The organism is Micromonospora sp. NPDC049497 (assembly GCF_044465805.1).
Lineage (GTDB): Bacteria > Actinomycetota > Actinomycetes > Mycobacteriales > Micromonosporaceae > Micromonospora.
Map to the genome: position 1 here is coordinate 44,924 of NZ_JBITMC010000013.1, position 14,293 is coordinate 59,216.

Consider the following 14,293-nt stretch of genomic DNA (forward strand, 5'->3'; position numbering starts at 1 on the left):
AGTCATGGAGGCGAATGCGTGCCACACGGTCGGTCGTGACAAATGTCAGTTGCGCCGGGCGGTACGGTGCTCGCCGTGACCGCAGACGAGCACGGCTCCACCGCCCCGGACGGGCCGGTCGCCGTCCTGGCCAACCCCACCGCCGGCCGGGGACGGCACCGGGGACTGCTGCCCCGACTGCTCGACCGGCTCGGCGCCGCCGACCGGCCGGTGTGGCTGCTGGAGGCACGGTCCACGGAGGAGGCCGAGGCGGCCTGCCACGCGGCCGTTGCCGAGGGGGTCTCGGCGCTGGTCGCGGTCGGCGGCGACGGCACCGTGCACCGCGCCCTCCAGGCGGTCGCCGGCACCACGGTGCCGTTCGGCCCGGTACCCGCGGGCACCGGCAACGACTTCGCCCTCGACACCGGCTTCCCGGCGGACCCGTTCGCCGCGGCGGACGTGATCGCGGCGGCCCTGCTCCAGGGCCGGACCAGCCCGGTCGACCTGGCCCGGATGACCGGCGCCGACGGCACGGTCCGCTGGTACGGGGCGGTGCTCGCCGCCGGCTTCGACGCGATCGTCAACGAGCGCGCCAACCGGATGCGCTGGCCGCGCGGTCCCCGCCGGTACGACCTGGCGATCCTGGTGGAGCTGGCCCGCCTGCGGCCCCGTCGGTACACCCTGCGTCTGGACGGCGAGAGCCACGAGCTGGACGCGGTGCTGGTGGCCGTGGGCAACGGCGCCTGCTACGGCGGCCGGATGCGGATCTGCCCGGCCGCCGACCCGACCGACGGCCTGCTCGACGTGGTGGTGGGCGGCCGGTTCGACCGGCGCACCCTGATGCGGGTCAAGCCGCGCATCTACGCCGGCGCCCACGTCGAGCACCCGCTGGTGCGCAGCTACCGCGCCCGTACGGTCGAGTTGGCCGCCGAGGGCATCACGACGTACGCCGACGGCGAGCGGGCCCTCGACCTGCCGGTGACGATCACCGCCGTCCCGGGCGCGGTCCGGCTCCTGCGCTGACCGGAGCGCCCGGTCGGTCCGGTCAGGTACGCGGGGCGCGGATCAGCCGGTCCAGCCATTCGGTCAGCAGGGCGCGCTCGGCGTCGGTGAGGTCGGCGGCCAGGTCGGGCAGTGCGGCGCGCAGGGCGACCGCGTGCCGCAGTGGCTGACCCGGCCGGTCGACGACCCGGGCGGCCGGAGAGTCGGCGACCAGCGCGCCGAGCACCGCCTCCCGGGTGCGGGTGGACAGGGCCGGGTCCCGTCGCTGCGGCGGTGTCCGGATGAGGGTCAGGGTCACGCCGCAGCCGGCGGCGTGCAGCATGTCGGTCGCGTCGTCCACGCCGGTCCGCAACCGGCCCGCCTCGGCGACCCGGTGCACGAGCTGGCGGAGGATGTCGACGGCGACCCGGGCCGCCGTCGGCGTCTCGCCGGGGCACGGGTCGCCGTACATGAGGGCGTGGAAGGCCGGGTTGGCGACGCCGAAGGCGACCCGGATGTCCCATCCCCGGCGCAGGTCGTCGACCGGATCGCCGGGGAGGTCCCGGCCGGCCTCGGCGTGCAGGTACGCGGCGAAGCCGTAGCTGGCGGCGGCGTCCAGCAGGCCGCGCATGTCACCGAACTGCCGGTAGATTGTCGGCGCCTGGACACCCGCCGCCCGGCTCACCGCACGGGTGGTGACCCCGTCCCGGCCGCCCTCGGCCAGCAGTGCGGCGGCGGCGCGGACGATCCGGTCCCGGGGGGAGGTCTCGGCGATCATGACAACGACGATAACGTCCGGTCGTTAGCGCCCATCGCTAGCGGTGCTGTCGTTCCGGCGTTAGCGCTCCTTGACGCCGGCCAGGTCCAGCACGGCGCCCAGGCCGTTGGCCCGTCCCGCCTCGGCCGCCGGCAGCACCAGCACCGCGCACCCGGCGGCGACCGCCCCGGCGTCGGCCGGCGTGTCGCCCACCATCAGCGCCCGCTCCGGGTCGACGCCGATCATGCCGCAGGCCCGCCAGAACATCCCCGGATCCGGCTTGCAGCGCCCCACCTCGTACGACAGCGCGAACGCGTCGACCAGACCGTCCAGACCCCAGGACGCGAAGATCGGCCGGATGTCGAAGCCGATGTTGCTCACCACGGCCACCCGCACGCCCGCCTCGCGCAGCGCGGCGAGGGTCGGCGCGGTGTCCGGGTACGGCACCCAGCCCTCGGGGATCAGCAGCCGGTCGTAGAGCGCGTCGGCGAAGCCCTCGATGCCCGCGTCGACGGTCTCCGCGAGGCCGGTGTACGCGCCCCGGTGGGCGTGCGGGTAGAGGTCCCGGTCGGCCCACAGCTCGGCCAGCCGGGGCGGCACCCGGGCCGGCAGGGGCCCACCCGCCCGGCCGGCCGTGAGCAGCCGGTCGGCCAGCGCGGTCGCCCGCGCCCGCTCCAGCTCCACCCCGCAGGCCGCCGCCGCCGCGGTCACCCACGCCCGGGAGTCCTCCACCTGGGCGAGGGTGCCGTGGAAGTCGAGGAGCACACCCTCCACGGGCCGGCGGGACGCCCGCGCGCCGGACGCGAGGTCGGCGCAGCCCGGGGCGGGTGTCTGGGACTTCTCGGTCGGTTCCGGCACGTCGTGCACCCTACCGACCGCCCCGGACGGGCCGGACTGGACGGCCTTGTCGGGTGTCCCGGCACCGCACGCACTAATCTTGGTCACATGTCGAGTCCCGCCGAGCGGTACGCCGCGGCGCGCCGCCGGGCCGCGCAGGCCTCCCAGTTTCCGGCGCTGGACGAGTTCGCCCTGGATCTGGGGTTCGATCTCGACGACTTCCAGCGTGAGGCGTGCCAGGCCCTGGAGCGGGGCAGCGGCGTGCTGGTGTGCGCCCCGACCGGAGCCGGCAAGACGGTGGTCGGCGAGTTCGCCGTACACCTGGCCCTGCGGGGTGCCCCGGCTGCACCCGACGGCGCCCAGCCGGGGCGGCGCAAGTGCTTCTACACCACGCCGATCAAGGCGCTGTCCAACCAGAAGTACCACGACCTGGTCGACCGGTACGGCGCCGAGCACGTCGGGCTGCTCACCGGCGACAACGCCATCAACGGCGACGCCCCCGTGGTGGTGATGACCACCGAGGTGCTGCGCAACATGCTCTACGCCGGCTCGTCCACCCTTCAGGGCCTGGCGTACGTGGTGATGGACGAGGTGCACTACCTCGCCGACCGGTTCCGGGGCGGCGTGTGGGAAGAGGTGATCATCCACCTGCCGGCCTCGGTCACCCTCGTCTCGCTGTCGGCGACCGTCTCCAACGCCGAGGAGTTCGCCGACTGGCTGGTCACCGTGCGCGGCGAGACGACGGTCGTGGTCAGCGAGCACCGGCCGGTGCCCCTGTGGCAGCACATGCTCGTCGGCAAGCGCATGTTCGACCTGTTCCACGACGCCGACGCGGCCCGCAAGCACGACGTGCACCCGGAGCTGCTGCGCTACACCCGCGACACGGTGCGCCGGCTGGAGCTGGGCGAGGGGCGCAGCGCCGGTCCGGGTGGAGGCCGCCGCGGCCCACGCTGGCGGGGCCCGATGCGGCCCGACATCGTGGACCGGCTCGACCGCGAGGGCCTGCTGCCGGCGATCCTGTTCATCTTCAGCCGGGCCGGCTGCGCCGCGGCCGTGCAGCAGTGCCTCGCCGCCGGGCTGCGGCTGACCTCGCCGGAGGAACGCGCCGAGATCCGCCGCGTCGTGGAGTCACGGGTCACCGCGATCCCGGGCGAGGACCTGTCGGTGCTGGGCTACTGGGAGTGGCTCGACGGCCTGGAGCGCGGCCTGGCCGCGCACCACGCCGGCATGCTCCCGGTGTTCAAAGAGGTGGTCGAGGAGCTGTTCGTCCGCGGCCTGGTCAAGGCGGTCTTCGCCACCGAGACCCTGGCGCTGGGCATCAACATGCCGGCCCGCTGCGTGGTCCTCGAACGCCTCGTGAAGTACAACGGCGAGGCGCACGTCGACCTGACGCCGGGGGAGTACACCCAGCTCACCGGCCGCGCCGGGCGCCGGGGCATCGACATCGAGGGCCACGCCGTGGTGGTGTGGTCCCCGGAGACCGACCCCCGGCACGTGGCCGGCCTGGCGTCGACCCGCACGTACCCGCTGCGGTCCAGCTTCCGGCCCTCGTACAACATGGCGGTCAACCTGGTCGGGTCGGTCGGCACCGAGCCGGCCCGGGCGCTGCTGGAATCCTCGTTCGCGCAGTTCCAGGCGGACCGGTCGGTGGTCGGCCTGGCCCGGCAGGTGCAGCGCAACACCGAGACCATCGAGGCGTACGGCGTCGAGGCGGCCTGCCACCACGGCGACTTCGACGAGTACTTCGGGCTGCGGGTGGCCATCGCCGACCGGGAGCGGGCCATCGCCCGGCAGGGGCAGCACCAGCGCAAGGCCGCCGCCGTGGCGTCGCTGGAGCGACTGCGGGTGGGCGACGTGATCCGGGTGCCGTCGGGTCGGCGTGCCGGCCTGGCCGTGGTGCTCGACCCGGCCACCGGCGGGTTCGGCGAGCCCCGGCCACTGGTGCTCACCCAGGACCGCTGGGCCGGCCGGATCACCCCCGGCGACTTCACCACCCCGGCCGAGGTCCTAGCCCGGATCCGGGTGCCCAAGCACTTCAACCACCGGTCCCCGGCGGCCCGGCGGGACCTGGCCGCCGAGGTCAGCGGAACCGGTCTGGACCGGCACGGCGGTCGCCGGGGCGGCCGGTCCCGGCAGGCGGTCGGCGACGACCACCAGCTCAGCCAGCTCCGCACGGAGTTGCGTCGGCACCCCTGCCACGCCTGCCCGGACCGGGAGGAGCACGCCCGGTGGGCGGAGCGGCGCCGCCGGCTGGAGAAGGACACCGAGGAGTTGCAGCAGCGGGTGGCCGGCCGGACCGGCTCGCTGGCGCGTACCTTCGACCGGATCGTCGCGCTGCTGACCTCCCGCGGGTACCTGGCGCCCGACGGCACCGTCACCGACGCCGGCCGCATGCTCGGGCGGATCTGGACCGAGGCGGACCTGCTGGTCGCCGAGTGCCTGCGGCGGGGCGTCTGGGACGGGCTGTCCCCGGCGGAGCTGGCCGCGGCGGTGTCGGTGGTGGTCTTCGAGGCGCGCCGCGACGTCGACGAACGGGCGGGGCTGCCGCGCGGCCCCGTCGCCGACGCGGTCGACGCCACCCTCAAGCTGTGGAGCGAGATCGAGGCCGACGAGGCGGCGCGCGGTCTCGCCGTCACCCGTGAGCCGGACCTCGGCTTCGCGTGGCCGGTCTACCGGTGGGCCCGGGGCGAGGCGCTCGCCAAGGTGCTCGCCAGCGGTCACGAGATCGACGGCGAGATGCCGGCGGGCGACTTCGTCCGGTGGGCGCGGCAGGTCGTCGACCTGCTCGGCCAGCTCGCCGACTCCGGCGGAGCCTCGCCGGACCTGCGGTCCACCGCCCGGCAGGCCATCGCGGCCGTCAACCGGGGCGTACTGGCCTACCACGCCCCCGCCTGACCGTCACTCTCCGTCATCGCGGGCGGAGAATCGACGCATCGCACGGTCACCGCAACAGCACCCCCCGAGATAGCAGGGGGGTGCTGTTGCGCCTGTTCAGAGGGTCCTCGATCATGTTTGAGGCGCGTTGTTACGCGCCGGTAACGTGTCTGGGGGGAATACCGCCGTGGCGGAAATCAATCACTTTGAGTACGGGTGGATCACGCCCGCGCTGAGCTACGCGCTGTCGGTGCTCGGCTCGTGTCTGGGCCTGGTCTGCGCCGGCCGGATCCGGACCGCCACCACGCCGGGTCAGCGCGCCTGGTGGGGCATCCTGGCGGCGTTCGCCCTCGGCGGCACCGCCATCTGGACCATGCACTTCATGGCGATGCTCGGGTTCGCCGTCGAGGGCACCCGGATCCGGTACGACGTGCCGGTCACCGCCGCCAGCGCGGCCTTCGCGATCGGCGCGGTCGGCATCGGCCTGGCCATCGTCGGCACCGGCCGGGTCTCCGTGCCGCGCATCGCCGCCGGCGGCCTCTTCACCGGCGCCGGCGTGGCGGCGATGCACTACACCGGCATGGCGGCCATGCGGCTGGACGGCCGCCTCGGGTACGACCAGACGCGCGTGGTGCTGTCGGTCGTCATCGCGGTCGTCGCCGCCACGGTGGCGCTCTGGCTCGCGGTGACCGTCCGGCGCGGCCTGGCGATCTTCGCCTCCGCGCTGGTCATGGGCATCGCCGTGAACGGCATGCACTTCACCGGCATGAGCGCGCTCTCGGTGCACCTGCACGAGCAGCGGGGTGACGTGGCCGGCGCCGAGGTCGGCACCCTGCTCGTGCCGATCGTCCTCGCGGTGATCTTCGTGGTGATCGGGCTGGTGTGGGCGCTGCTCGCCGCCCCGACCGACGAGGACCGTGCCGGCGCCGCCTACCTGGACGGTCGTCGGATCGGCGAGCCGGCCCCCGCGCCGGCCCCGGTGACGCCGCCCGCGGACCCGGTGGGCCTGCGGGCGCGGTCGACGCTGGGCGCCGGCACCCCGTTCCCGTCCCGCCGGGACAACCCGCCCCGCTGACCCGGCGCGTCCGTCTCGCGCGCCCCGCCGCGCGTCCGTCCGTCGGCGGCCGCCGGCCCAGCAAGATCCACTCCACTTCAGTGAAGTCGGGGTGTCAGGCCGCCTCTGACACCCCGACTTCAATGAGGTCGAGTGGATCAAGGCGACCGATGGCCGGTGACAGGCGGTCGGCGACCCGCGACCGGTGAGCAGTGAGCAGTGACCAGGACGGGCGGGCGGGTGCGCGCTCAGGCGTCGGCGGTGCGGAGGGCCAGGGCGTCGACGAGGCGGCGGGCCGAGCCGGCCAGGTTCCACTCGGCGGCCAGGTCCAGCAGGCGGTCCGGGTCGGCGGGCGCGGTCGGCAGCTCGGTGGCCAGGTCCGGCAGCGGTACGTCGAGGGCCACCTTGACCACGGTCGGCGCGACGGCCAGGTAGTCCCGTGCTCCGGCGAGCTTCGCCCGCAGGCCCGGGGCGAAGCCCGAGCCGGGGTCGTCCAGCGCGGCGAGGATGCCGGCGATGTCGCCGTAGCGCTCGACGAGGCGGGCCGCGGTCTTCTCGCCGACGCCGGGCACGCCGGGCAGCCCGTCGCTGGGGTCACCGCGCAGGGCGGCGAAGTCGGCGTACCGGTCGGCCGGCACGCCGTAGCGGGTCCGGACCGCCGCGTCGTCGCAGTCCTCCAGCTTGGCCACGCCGCGCCCGACGTACAGCAGCCGGACCGGCCGGGTGTCGTCGACCAACTGGAACAGGTCGCGGTCGCCGGAGACCACCTCGACCGGGCCGGGCTGGGTGACCGAGAGGGTGCCGAGCACATCGTCGGCCTCGTAGCCGGCCGCCCCGAGGACGGTGATGCCGATGGCGTCGAGAACCTCCAGGATCACCGGCACCTGCGGGCTCAGCGTGTCCGGTACGACCTCGCCGCCCTCCGGGGCCACCCGGTGCGCCTTGTACGACGGCAGCAGCGCGACCCGCCAGCCGGGCCGCCAGTCGTAGTCCATCGCACAGACCATCCGGTCCGGCCGGCGGGTGCGGATGAGCTGGGCGAGCATGTCGAGGAAGCCGCGCACCGCGTTCACGGGGCTGCCGTCGGTGGCCCTGGCCGCCGACTCGGGAATGCCGAAGTAGGCCCGGAAGTAGAGGCTGGGCGCGTCGATGAGCATGATCGGGGGTCGCTGTGCCACGCCCGACAGCCTGGCACACCCCACCGACGAACGCGGGTAGGCCGTTCAGCCGCGCTCGTCGTCGGCGTACAGGGTCTCCCGTCGGGCCAGGTACTGCACCCCGTAGCTGGCGAGCAGCAGCAGGATGGCCACCACCACCTCGACCCAGGCGGCGACGCCGTCGGCGACGGTGAGACCGATGACGAGCAGCACCAGCCCGGCGAGGGCGAGGAGACCGGACCAGAGCAGCCGCTGCCGTCGCGTCTCGGCTCGGTCGTCGCCTGCCACGGTCGGTCCCTCCGTCCGGTCCGGGTCTGCCCCGAGGCTATCGGCGCCGCGGTCCCGGCGGGCCGGAACCGGTCAGGGCCGCCGCGCCGACCACCGCCGCGCCAGGGCCGCCGCCGGCGGGGCTGCGACTGGCGGTCCCGGCGGGAAGATCCGGACGGGCACCCGTTCTGCCTGTGGCTGATGTCGTGAGGCCCCGCCCCGGCCGGGGTTGAGCCGAACGAGCGTTAAGCTGAGCGGGTGGGAACCGACGAGCTGTACCCCCCGGCGCGGCTGGCTGCCGCGCAGCGCGCCACCGCCGCCGCCGGCCTGGACGCCCTTCTGCTCAGCCCCGGCTCGGACCTGCGCTACCTGACCGGCTACGACGCCCACGCCGGGGAACGGCTGACCCTGCTGGTGCTGCCCGCCGAGGGGGAGCCCACGCTGATCGTGCCCGCCCTGGAACGGCCCGCCGCCGAGGCGTCCCCCGCCCCGGCCACCGGCGTCCGCATCGTCGCGCACGGCGACGGCACCGACCCGTACCCCCTCGTCACGGCCGCGCTCGGCGGTCCGGTGGGCGCGGTGGGTCTGGCCGACCGGATGTGGGCCGAGCAGGTCCTCGCGCTGCGGGCCGCGCTGCCCGGCGCCACCCAGCGGCTTGCCTCCGAGGTGCTGTGCGAGCTGCGCATCCGCAAGTCCCCGGCGGAGGTCGCCGCGCTCGCCGAGGCCGGCTCGGCGATCGACGAGGTGCACACGCGGATGGGCCAGTGGCTGCGCCCGAGGCGCACCGAGGCGGAGGTGGCCACGGACATCGCCGCGGCGATCCGCGCGGCCGGCCACGTGACCGTCGACTTCGTGATCGTCGCGGCCGGCCCGAACGGCGCCAGCCCGCACCACGGCACCTCCGACCGACCGATCGGCGCGGGCGAGCCGGTGGTGGTGGACATCGGCGGCACGATGCCGTCCGGCTACCGCTCCGACTGCACCCGCACGTACGTCGCCGGCGGTCCCGCCCCGACGGAGTTCACCGACTACTACGCGGTGCTGCACGAGGCGCAGCGCGCCGCCGTCGCGGCGGTCCGGCCCGGTACGACCGCCGAGGCGGTCGACGCGGCGGCCCGGGACGTCATCGCCGCCGCCGGATACGGTGCCGCCTTCCTGCACCGCACCGGCCACGGCATCGGGCTGGACGGCCACGAGGAGCCGTACGTCGTCGCGGGCAACCCGCGACCGCTGGAGGCGGGGATGGCGTTCTCCGTCGAACCTGGGATCTACCTCGCCGGGCGGCACGGCGCCCGGATCGAGGACATCGTCGTCTGCACGACGGACGGCGTCCACCGGCTCAACACCACCCCCACGGAGCTCATCGCGCTATGACCGTCGACCGGATCCTCCCCACCGACGAGGCCCACGACCTGCTGGACCTCGCCACCGAGCTCGCCGACCGGGAGCTCGCGCCACAGGCCGCCGGCTTCGAGGAGCGCGCCGAGTTCCCCCGCGACGTGCTGCGGACGCTTGGCCGCGCCGGGCTGCTTGGCCTGCCGTACGCCGAGGAGCACGGTGGCGCCGCCCAGCCGTACGAGGTGTACCTCCAGGTGCTGGAGATCCTGGCCGGTCGCTGGCTCGCGGTCGCCGAGGCGGTCAGCGTGCACACCCTGTCCTGCTACCCGCTGGCCCAGTTCGGCACTGACGAGCAGCGCAAGCTGCTGCCCGACATGGTCGGCGGGGAGCTGCTGGGCGCGTACTGCCTCTCGGAGCCGCAGGGTGGCTCGGACGCCGCCGCCCTGACCACGAAGGCGGTCCGCGACGGCGACTCGTATCTGGTCTCCGGGACGAAGGCGTGGATCACCCACGCCCGCGTGGCCGACTTCTACAACATCTTCTGCCGGACCGGCGGGCCCGGCGCCAGGGGCATCTCCTGCCTGCTGGCCGACCGGGGCACGCCGGGGATCACCCCGCAGGCCGCCGAGCGGACGATGGGGCTGCACGCCTCGCCGGTGGCGCAGGTCGCCTTCGACGAGGCGCGGGTGCCGGCCGACCGGCTGATCGGCGGCGAGGGGATGGGCTTCACCATCGCCATGTCGGCGCTGGACTCGGGCCGGCTCGGCATCGCCGCCTGCGCGGTCGGGCTGGCGCAGGCCGCGTTGGACTACGCGGTGGGGTACGCGAAGGAACGGCAGCAGTTCGGCCGGGCGATCATCGACTTCCAGGGACTCGGGTTCACCCTCGCCGACCACGCCACGCAGATCTCGGCCGCCCGGGCGCTGACGCTGGCCGCCGCGCGGCTGCGGGACGCCGGCCGCCCGTACTCCATCGAGGCGGCGAAGGCGAAGCTCTTCGCGACCGACGTGGCGATGCGGGTGACCACCGACGCGGTGCAGGTGCTCGGCGGCGCCGGTTACGTGGCCGACCATCCGGTGGAGCGGTACATGCGGGAGGCCAAGGTCCTGCAGATCGTGGAGGGCACCAACCAGATCCAGCGGCTGGTGATCTCCCGGGCGCTCGCCAAGGGGTGACCGGCGGGGCGGTCGCGTAGCCTGTGCCGGTGACGTTCCCGCGGATCACCGTCGACCCCCAGGTAATGGGTGGGGCCCCCTGCGTGCGGCAGTCCCGGGTGCCGGTGGCCATGATCCTCGCGATGATGGCGGACGGGATGACCGCCACGGACATCCTCACCGACCTGCCGTTCCTCGAGGAGGACGACATCACCGAGGTGCTGCACTACGCCGCCGACGCGGTCCGCGAGCGCGCCGCCCACTGACACACACGAAAGGGCGTACCGGAGTTCGTGCCGGTGCGCCCTTTCGTGTGTGTGCCCTTGACGGGTCCATTGGAAAGTCTAGACTTACCGTTCGTGAGAACTTACCAAGGGCAGGTGCTCGATGCCCTGGGCGACGCGACCAGGCGGTCCATCGTCGAGATGCTCGTCGCCGGCCCCCGTTCCGTCGTGGAGATCGCCGCGGACCTGCCGGTCAGCCGGCCCGCCGTCTCCCAGCACCTGAAGGTGCTCAAGGACGCGCACCTCGTCTCGTCGACGGCGGTCGGCACGCGTCGCCTCTACGCCGTGGACCCGCGCGGGCTGGCAGCCGCCCGGGACTACTTCGACCAGTTCTGGAACCAGTCCCTGGCCGCGTTCGCGCGGGCCGCCGAGAACCCACCGGAGGAGAGACCATGACAGCCCGAACCACCGACCAGACCACGGCCGTACGCGCCAGCGTGGAGATCGCCGCCACGCCCGAGCACGCCTTCACCGTCTTCACCGCCGACATCGACCGGTGGTGGATCCGCACCTACCACCTGCTCCCCGGCGACCTCAAGGAGGTCGGCGTCGACCCCCACGCGGGCGGTCGCCTCTGGGAGGAGAACGCGGCGGGGGAGGTGTGCACCTGGGGGCGGGTCCTGACCTGGGATCCGCCGCGCACCTTCGCCTTCGCGTGGCTCATCGGGCCCGACTGGACGGTCCCGGCCGAGGACGCGCCCGGCAGCCGGGTCACCGTCACCTTCACGCCCACCGACACCGGCACCCGGGTCGACCTCGTGCACGACCGGCTCGACGCCCACGGCGCCGGCTGGGAGGGAGTGCGCCAAGGAGTCGGTGGCGACGGCGGTTGGCCGACCCTGCTGCGCCGGGTCGCCGAGGCCGCCTGACCGGCGCCGCCTCGCAGGTGTCTCCGGCGGACCGCTTACGGTAGGTTGCACGCCGTGGAGGAGATCGACCGTGCCATCGTCGCCGCGCTGACCGCTGACGGTCGGCTGTCGTACACCGACCTGGCGGAGAAGGTGGGACTGTCGGTCTCCGCGGTGCACCAGCGGGTGCGCCGGCTGGAGCAGCGCGGCGTGATCCGGGGGTACGCGGCCCGGGTGTCCTTCGAGGCGCTGGACCTGCCGTTGACCGCGTTCGTGGCGATCCGGCCGTTCGACCCGTCCCAACCGGACGACGCACCGGAGCGGCTGGCCCACCTGCCGGAGATCGACTCGTGCTACTCGGTGGCGGGGGAGGACTTCTACCTGCTCCTGGTGCGGGTGGCCGGTCCGTCGGACCTGGAGCGGGTGCTCCAGGAGATCCGTACCGCGGCGAACGTGACCACCCGGACCACGGTGGTGCTGTCCACCCCGTACGAGAGCCGGCCGCCGAAGATCAGTGCCGACCCGTCCGGTCGGTCGCGGTCCCGGGCTCCGGGGGAACCGGCTGGTTCCACCGCAGGATGACCCGCCGGCCGTGCTCGTGACCGAGCACGCTGACCGTGGCGGTCTCCAGCCGGAACAGCCCGCCGGCCGACGGCGGCAGGCCGAGCCACCGGGCGCCGAGGACCCGCAGGTTGTGGGCGTGCCCGACCACGGCGACGGTTCCCGTCTCCACGAGCGGGTGCACGCGGGCCAGCAGCCGGTCCAGGCGCTCGCCCACCTCGCTGGGGGACTCCCCGCCGGGGCAGCCGTCGGACCAGATCGTCCAGCCGGGATGGTCCTCGCGGATGTCGACGGTGGTGCGTCCCTCGTACTCGCCGTAGTTCCACTCGGCGAGGTCGTCGTCGGTGGTGGTGACGGTCAGGCCGGCGAGGTGCGCGGTGCGCTGCGCCCGCACGCGGGGGCTGCTCAGCACGGCGGCGAAGTGCCGTCCGGCGAGGAACGCGCCGAGCGCGCGGGCCTGCCGCTCGCCGTCGGGGGTCAGCTCCAGGTCGGTGTACGAGGTGTGCCGGTGGCTGGCGCTCCACGTGGTTTCGCCGTGCCGGATCAGTACCAGGTCTCCCATTCGTCCAGTCAACCAGTTCGCTTCCCGCTCCGTTCACCTAGCTTCCTAGGACGCGCTACGGGGTGTGCGGACCCGCACCGGACCGCGAAAGGCCGCCGGCAAAGGAGAGAGGCTCGCGTGCGGGGATCACCAGCGGGGATGGCCGGTAGGGTCGCCGGCGTGGCCGTCGTCCGCTCGTTGGTGCTGTTCGTGCTGGCCGCCCTGGCCGAGATCGGTGGCGCGTGGCTGGTCTGGCAGGGCTGGCGGGAGCACCGCGGGCTGTGGTGGATCGCCGCAGGGGTGATCGCGCTGGGGTGCTACGGGTTCGTGGCGACGTTCCAGCCGGACCCGCACTTCGGGCGGATCCTCGCCGCGTACGGGGGTGTGTTCGTGGCGGGATCGTTGGCCTGGGGCGTGGTGGTGGACGGGTTCCGGCCGGACCGGTGGGACCTGGCTGGCGCGGCGATCTGTCTGGTCGGCGTTGCGGTGATCATGTACGCGCCTCGGGGCTGACCGCGCGGTGGCCGTCGACCAGGAGCATGACGGTCATCAGGGCGGTGACGAGGGCCAGGTGCAGGGCGGCGTTGACGACGGCGCCGACGGGTGCGGTGGCCGCGACGGCGACCGCGGTGACCAGGCGGCTGAGCGCGTGTCCCTCGCCCAGTGCGTGACGCTGGTCGGCGACGGCGAGGAGGAAGAGGGCGACGCCGCCGGACAGGCCGAGGGCGGGCGGCCAGCCGGCGGACGTGTCCGGGTGGGCCACGACGGCGTGCAGGCCGGTGGCGGTGGCGATGATGCCGAGCAGCAGCAGGAAGTGGCTGACGATGTAGACGCGGGCGGCGAGCCGGGTGCGGGTGGCGTCGTCGGCGTGGTGCAGGACCGTCTCGGCGTACCGGGTGTCGGTGAAGTAGGTCCACCAGAGGGTGCTGGGCAGGGCGAGGGCCAGGACGACGGCTGCCGCGGTGGCGAAGGGGACGTTGTCGTGGGGTACGCCGATGCCGATGGCGACGACGGACTCGCCGAGGGCCACGATGACGAGCAGGCCGTGGCGTTCGATGAAGTAGGCGGGCCGGATGTGGAAGCTGGCGGCGGCGCTGATCCAGGAGTGGCGGGGCAGCAGGTAGGGCAGGACGGCCTGGGTGAAGACGGCGGCGGCCCAGAGGGCGCGTACGGCGGGACCGGTGGCGAGGCCGGCGGCGATGACGAGGGCGGCGGCGCCGAGGTTGTAGGGGGCGAGGCGGCGGACGCCGGCGCGGGCGGTGCTGCGGCTGAACAGGGTGAGGTGGACGGTGACGACGATCAGGTAGCCGAGGCCGAAGAGCAGTCCGCTGCCGGTGAAGGCGTCGGGGATGGCGACGGCGGTGAGCAGGAACCCGGTCATGCCGGCGAAGAGCAGGAACTTGCGCGCGGGGCGGCGGGGCGGGACGTGGTTGGTGAGCCAGGCGTAGCCGCTGTAGAGGTACCAGAGGAGCCCGAGGATCAGGATGACGCGGGTGAGGCCGGTGCCGTCGGGTTTGTCGAGGAGCAGCTGGGAGAGCTGGGTGATGGTGAGGACGAAGACGACGTCGAAGAACAGTTCGACGGGGGTGACCCGGTCGGCGGCGTCGGTGTCCCGGGTCGGGCTCCCCATGGGGCTGACGCTAGCGGCCGTTGTCGAGTCG

General features: G+C 74.1%; 16 protein-coding genes. 10 read left to right on the forward strand and 6 right to left on the reverse strand.

Translation table 11 applies throughout. The annotated features are described in order from the left end of the window. The first annotated feature begins 66 nt into the window (after window positions 1-66). Entirely contained in the window at window positions 67-1,002 is a 936-nt protein-coding gene (locus tag ACIBR0_RS18725) for a diacylglycerol kinase (protein ID WP_396717404.1), read from the forward strand. Window positions 1,003-1,024: 22 nt separating this feature from the next. Here ACIBR0_RS18725 and ACIBR0_RS18730 read toward each other — a convergent pair whose 3' ends face one another. Then, the gene (locus ACIBR0_RS18730) at window positions 1,025-1,738 is read right to left on the reverse strand and encodes a TetR/AcrR family transcriptional regulator (RefSeq protein WP_396717152.1); all 714 of its coding nucleotides are present in this window, start codon (window positions 1,736-1,738) and stop codon (window positions 1,025-1,027) included. A 60-nt stretch (window positions 1,739-1,798) separates the two neighbouring features. Then, window positions 1,799-2,575: an HAD-IA family hydrolase gene (locus tag ACIBR0_RS18735; RefSeq protein WP_396717154.1), complete on the reverse strand. Its 777-nt coding sequence runs from the start codon at window positions 2,573-2,575 to the stop codon at window positions 1,799-1,801. An 87-nt stretch (window positions 2,576-2,662) separates the two neighbouring features. Here ACIBR0_RS18735 and ACIBR0_RS18740 point away from each other — a divergent pair, with 87 nt between their 5' ends. Next, window positions 2,663-5,449 carry a DEAD/DEAH box helicase gene (locus ACIBR0_RS18740; protein ID WP_396717156.1) on the forward strand — a complete coding sequence of 929 codons (2,787 nt, stop codon included), beginning with the start codon at window positions 2,663-2,665 and terminating at the stop codon, window positions 5,447-5,449. A 166-nt stretch (window positions 5,450-5,615) separates the two neighbouring features. Continuing rightward, complete coding sequence (locus ACIBR0_RS18745; RefSeq protein ID WP_396717158.1) at window positions 5,616-6,503, forward strand: MHYT domain-containing protein; 888 nt, start codon at window positions 5,616-5,618, stop codon at window positions 6,501-6,503. 227 nt (window positions 6,504-6,730) lie between these two features. On the opposite strand, the gene ACIBR0_RS18750 is transcribed toward ACIBR0_RS18745, so the two are convergent. Then, a complete protein-coding gene (locus tag ACIBR0_RS18750; RefSeq protein WP_396717406.1) occupies window positions 6,731-7,639 on the reverse strand; it encodes a 5'-3' exonuclease H3TH domain-containing protein in 909 nt (302 codons plus the stop codon). A gap of 66 nt (window positions 7,640-7,705) precedes the next feature. Next, window positions 7,706-7,927, reverse strand: a complete 222-nt coding sequence (locus tag ACIBR0_RS18755; protein ID WP_396717160.1) for a hypothetical protein — start codon at window positions 7,925-7,927, stop codon at window positions 7,706-7,708. Between the two features lie 237 nt (window positions 7,928-8,164). Here ACIBR0_RS18755 and ACIBR0_RS18760 point away from each other — a divergent pair, with 237 nt between their 5' ends. The 6 genes from ACIBR0_RS18760 (at window position 8,165) to ACIBR0_RS18785 (ending at window position 12,112) form a co-directional block, all read left to right on the forward strand. Further along, window positions 8,165-9,280, forward strand: coding sequence for a M24 family metallopeptidase (locus ACIBR0_RS18760; protein ID WP_396717162.1), 1,116 nt, complete (start codon window positions 8,165-8,167; stop codon window positions 9,278-9,280). Next, window positions 9,277-10,419, forward strand: coding sequence for an acyl-CoA dehydrogenase family protein (locus tag ACIBR0_RS18765; RefSeq protein ID WP_396717164.1), 1,143 nt, complete (start codon window positions 9,277-9,279; stop codon window positions 10,417-10,419). The genes ACIBR0_RS18760 and ACIBR0_RS18765 overlap by 4 nt, the downstream gene beginning before the upstream one ends. A 29-nt stretch (window positions 10,420-10,448) precedes the next feature. After that, the gene (locus tag ACIBR0_RS18770) at window positions 10,449-10,664 is read left to right on the forward strand and encodes a DUF433 domain-containing protein (protein WP_357036343.1); all 216 of its coding nucleotides are present in this window, start codon (window positions 10,449-10,451) and stop codon (window positions 10,662-10,664) included. 93 nt (window positions 10,665-10,757) lie between these two features. Next, window positions 10,758-11,078 (forward strand): ArsR/SmtB family transcription factor, encoded by a 321-nt coding sequence (locus ACIBR0_RS18775; protein ID WP_396717166.1) that lies wholly within the window; start codon window positions 10,758-10,760, stop codon window positions 11,076-11,078. Then, complete coding sequence (locus ACIBR0_RS18780) at window positions 11,075-11,551, forward strand: SRPBCC family protein (RefSeq protein ID WP_396717168.1); 477 nt, start codon at window positions 11,075-11,077, stop codon at window positions 11,549-11,551. Before ACIBR0_RS18775 ends, ACIBR0_RS18780 begins: the two co-directional genes overlap by 4 nt. 54 nt (window positions 11,552-11,605) lie before the next feature. After that, window positions 11,606-12,112: an Lrp/AsnC family transcriptional regulator gene (locus ACIBR0_RS18785; RefSeq protein ID WP_396717170.1), complete on the forward strand. Its 507-nt coding sequence runs from the start codon at window positions 11,606-11,608 to the stop codon at window positions 12,110-12,112. On the opposite strand, the gene ACIBR0_RS18790 is transcribed toward ACIBR0_RS18785, so the two are convergent. After that, entirely contained in the window at window positions 12,042-12,653 is a 612-nt protein-coding gene (locus ACIBR0_RS18790; protein WP_396717172.1) for a histidine phosphatase family protein, read from the reverse strand. The genes ACIBR0_RS18785 and ACIBR0_RS18790 overlap by 71 nt on opposite strands. A 159-nt stretch (window positions 12,654-12,812) precedes the next feature. Here ACIBR0_RS18790 and ACIBR0_RS18795 point away from each other — a divergent pair, with 159 nt between their 5' ends. Beyond that, window positions 12,813-13,145 carry a YnfA family protein gene (locus tag ACIBR0_RS18795; protein WP_357036330.1) on the forward strand — a complete coding sequence of 111 codons (333 nt, stop codon included), beginning with the start codon at window positions 12,813-12,815 and terminating at the stop codon, window positions 13,143-13,145. Here ACIBR0_RS18795 and ACIBR0_RS18800 read toward each other — a convergent pair. Next, window positions 13,123-14,262, reverse strand: a complete 1,140-nt coding sequence (locus ACIBR0_RS18800; protein WP_396717174.1) for a low temperature requirement protein A — start codon at window positions 14,260-14,262, stop codon at window positions 13,123-13,125. The genes ACIBR0_RS18795 and ACIBR0_RS18800 overlap by 23 nt on opposite strands. Between the last annotated feature and the right edge of the window lie 31 nt (window positions 14,263-14,293).